The sequence below is a fragment of the Frankia sp. CeRuru1 genome (assembly GCF_977966315.1).
The window spans coordinates 1-3,638 of sequence record NZ_CDWWEW010000454.1 but is presented as its reverse complement, the minus strand read 5'-3'; the positions used below and the strand labels follow the sequence as shown (position 1 = coordinate 3,638).

Genomic DNA, 3,638 nt, shown 5'->3' with positions numbered 1-3,638 from the left:
CTCCGTCCCCCGTCTCTGTCCCCCGTCTCCGCGACGACCATCTGACCGAACACCGTCGACCACCCGTGAGGTACTCCCGTGACCACTCCGCGTTTCGGTGTCACCCTTCCTCTGCCCGGCATCCCGCTGCGGGACCATCGACGCATCGTCACGGGACTCGCTGACGCCGGCTACAGCGACGTGTGGACGGCCGAAGGCGGCGGCATCGACGCGTTCACCCCGCTCGCGGTCGCCGCCGCCTGGGATCCCCGGGTGCGCCTGGCGAGCGCGATCGTGCCCGTCCACACCCGCGGCCCGGCGGTGCTCGCCCAGACCGCGGCGACCCTGGCCGATCTGACGTTCGGTGGGCTTGTCCTCGGCATCGGTTCGTCGGTGCCCGCCCACGTGACCGACCTCAACGGCATCCCGTTCGACGAGCCCTTCCGCCGGACCCGGGACACGCTTCGTTTCCTCACCCGGGCGCTGCGCGGCGAGGTGGTCTCCGGCGCCTTCGACACGTTCGCGATCCGCGGCTTCGTCCTACCGAATCCTCCGATCGAGACGCCGAAGGTCATCCTGGGAGCGCTGCGGCCCGGCATGCTCAAGCTCGGCTTCACCGAGGGGGACGGTGCCGTCACCAATCTGCTGTCCCCCGAAGATCTGATCAAGGTCCGTGCCGCCGTCGGACCGCAGCCAGCGGGCAAGGAGCTGGTGGTGAAGGTCTTCGTGAGCCCGAACGCCGATCCGAACGCCGATCCGAACGTTGCCCGCCGCGACAGCCGGCCGTTCCTCACCTGGATCCTTAACCAGACCCCTTACCACGCCTTCCACGAATGGCTCGGCAACGGCGAACGGCTCGCCGAGTCCCACGAGCGCTGGACCGCCGGGGACCAGCGTGGTGCCGCCCGGGCGCTACCCGACGAGGTCATCGATGCCCTGTTCATCCACGGCACGCCCGAGCAGTGCCGCGACCAGATCGCCGCATATGTGCAGCCCGGGGTCACCGCGGTCCAGCTCTACGTCCGCCTGACTCCGTCCTTCCTGCTCGGAGCGTGGGACAGCGCCGGATCGACCGGATCGACCGGATCAACTGGATCGGCTGGCGGGGGAGAGCAGGATCTGGCCGAGCGGGTCCTCGGCCTGCTGAGCACGCTGCGCCCCCGCATCCCCACGCCGGCTGGCATCGGCTGATCGACCTCGCCGGACGGACCGCGCCGGTTTCCCGACCACGGGCCGCGCCGCTACCGACCAGGGCCACCGGGGCCGCTACCTGACCACGGCCACCGGGCAGTGCGCGTGCAGGACGCACTGGTGGCTCACCGAACCGAGAAGCAGTTCGGCGAAGCCGCCGTGCCCGCGGCTGCCGACCACGAGCAGCTGCGCGTCAGCCGAGGCCCGCAGCAGCGCATGGGCGGGGCCATCGACGACGGTCTCCTTCCTGACGGGGATGGGCAGCCCGCCGGCGTGCTCGGTGACGATCGTGGAGACGGCCTGGTCGAGGGTCTGCCGGGCCTGCTCCGCCAGCGCCGATCCGATATCGGCGTAGCTCCCCGGGTAGATCGGGATGTCCAGGTGCCAGGCGTGCACGACGTGCAGGGCGCTCTTGCGGAGCATCGCCGCCTCGACGGCCCACCGTAGTGCCGTGAGCGAGGGGGCCGAGCCGTCCACGCCGACGACCACCGGCCGGTCGTCGATGCCGACGGGCTGGTGCGCGCCGCCGCTCGCCATATCGCGGTCATGCTTTCCGGACCGGTGCCTGCCGGATCCGGCGGCCGGGGCGACCGACCGTACCACGACGACCGGCAGGGAGGCATGGTGCACCACACCCTGGCTCACCGAGCCGCTCACCAGTCGGTGCAGGGCCCCGTGACCGCGCTCGCCGACGACGATCATCCGCGCGCCGGCCGCGGCCCGCAGCAGCTCCGGGACGGGACTGCCCTCCTCGACCCGCCGGATGATCCGCACTGTCGGATCGCTGACCCGGGCTGCGGTCAGCGCGGTGTCCAGAACCCGCGTGGCGGCGTGCGCCAGACCCTCGCGGTCGGCGTTCGCCGCGGTCTCGAAGACCGGCCGCGGTTCGCCCATGACGTCCCATACCAGTACCGCGATCACCGGGACCAGGCGCCGGGCGGCCTCGTCGCAGGCCCACCGGATCGCGGCGACGGACGCGGGTGAACCGTCGACCCCGACGACGATCCCACCGGCGGCGGACTCCGCGTCCGCCGCCTCGACGGCCTGCCCGGCGGGGCGCGCGTACCCCGCGGTGTCCGACTGTGCCTCGGTGTCCGGCCGTGCTGCGGTGTCCGGCCGTGCTGCGGTGTCCGGCATCGCCATCACCCTCTCGCCGTGCTGCTCCCCGTCACTGCCATGGTTCCGCCTGAAGGTGACCCCCGCGACGTGACGCGCGGGGTGAGCCGGTGGGGCCTGCGGCCGGTCATGACCCTGCCGGATGGCCCGCGGCCTGAGGCCGCAGAGGTGGCCTGAGGCCGCAGAGGTGGTTGGGTCGACGGAGCGCCGGGTGGTGTGCCGGCCGTCAGCGGCCGATGGTGCGGTGCAGGAACGCCAGAACGGCGCCCATCCGCTCCCGGGCCGGGAAGGCACCGCCGTGGCCGGCGCCCGGCACGATCGTCACGTCCACCGCCGGCGCTCCGGCGGCGCGCAGTGCGTGGGCGAGTTCCAGCGACTGCTGGTGGGGGACCGTGCAGTCCACGTCCCCGTGCTCGATCAGGAACGGCGGCAGCGGCCCGCGGCTCAGGTAGTTCAGGGGGCTCGCCACCCGTACCAGCTGGGGCACGGCCGTCACGGTGCGGCCGAGGAACCGCGACTCCGGCGAGTGGGGCTGGTCGTGCTGGGCGTCAGCCACGGTGCACCGCTCGTTCGCGCGCAGCTGGGCGTCCATCGAGGCGAAGTTCACCGGGCCGTAGAAGTCGACGACGGCCTGGACGTCGCTGGACACCCCGGGATTGCCGAGCCCCGGGTCGTCGAACATCGCCACACCGCTCGTCGTGCCCAGCATCACCGCGAGGTAGGCCCCGGCCGACGCGCCGGTCGCGGCGATGCGGGAGGGGTCCAGGCCATAGGTGCCCGCGTGGGCCCGCAGCCAGCGGGCGGACGCCTTCACGTCCTGGACCGCGGCCGGGAACTTCGCCTCCCCGGACAGCCGGTAGTTCAAGCTGGCGACGGCGTACCCGGCGTGGACGAGTGCTCGGACCACCGGCAGGTCGTCCCGCTTGTCGCCGAGCATGAACGCGCCACCGTGGATCGTGAGTACCACCGGCAGGACCGTCCCGGGGGTCACCTGGGCCCCCTCGGCACCTGCCGTCGGGGCCGGCGGGGAGGGACGGTAGAGATCCAGCCGCTGTGCCGGCGAGACCGGCGCGTAGGGCACGTCCCGCAGGACCCACATGCCGCCGGACTCCTCGGGCGTGCCGGCCTGCGCGGGTGCGCTGTTCGGGCCACCCGGGCCCGACGCTGTCGGCGACGCGGGGCGAGGGGCGGAGCCGTGCCGGGAGCACGCCGCCAGGCCCAGGCCGAGCGCGAGCATGCTGCCGGTGGCGGCGGCGAGGAATCGGTGCTGGGCGGAGCGGATGATGACAATTCTCCCTTCCGAAGGGCCGTCCGCGGGACGGGGATCGGCCGGGCAGGGATCGGCCGGGTAG

The 3,638-nt window shown here is 73.1% G+C and carries 3 protein-coding genes; 1 reads left to right on the top strand and 2 read right to left on the bottom strand.

Features of this window, described 5'->3' with window-relative positions; translation table 11 throughout:
- The first annotated feature begins 78 nt into the window (after nt 1-78).
- The gene (locus tag AC08OP_RS22500) at nt 79-1,170 is read left to right on the top strand and encodes an LLM class F420-dependent oxidoreductase (protein WP_476615996.1); all 1,092 of its coding nucleotides are present in this window, start codon (nt 79-81) and stop codon (nt 1,168-1,170) included.
- Between the two features lie 75 nt (nt 1,171-1,245).
- On the opposite strand, the gene AC08OP_RS22495 is transcribed toward AC08OP_RS22500, so the two are convergent.
- Together AC08OP_RS22495 and AC08OP_RS22490 are read right to left on the bottom strand one after the other, a co-directional pair.
- Nucleotides 1,246-2,307, bottom strand: a complete 1,062-nt coding sequence (locus tag AC08OP_RS22495; protein ID WP_476615995.1) for a universal stress protein — start codon at nt 2,305-2,307, stop codon at nt 1,246-1,248.
- Between the two features lie 205 nt (nt 2,308-2,512).
- A partial coding sequence (locus AC08OP_RS22490; RefSeq protein WP_476615994.1) for an alpha/beta hydrolase fold domain-containing protein occupies nt 2,513-3,638 on the bottom strand: 1,126 nt, incomplete at its 5' end.

Coding starts and splice junctions, on each gene's coding strand:
- AC08OP_RS22495 (WP_476615995.1), bottom strand. CDS start 2,307: ATGCCGGACACCGCAGCACGGCCGGACACCGCAGCACGGCCGGACACC.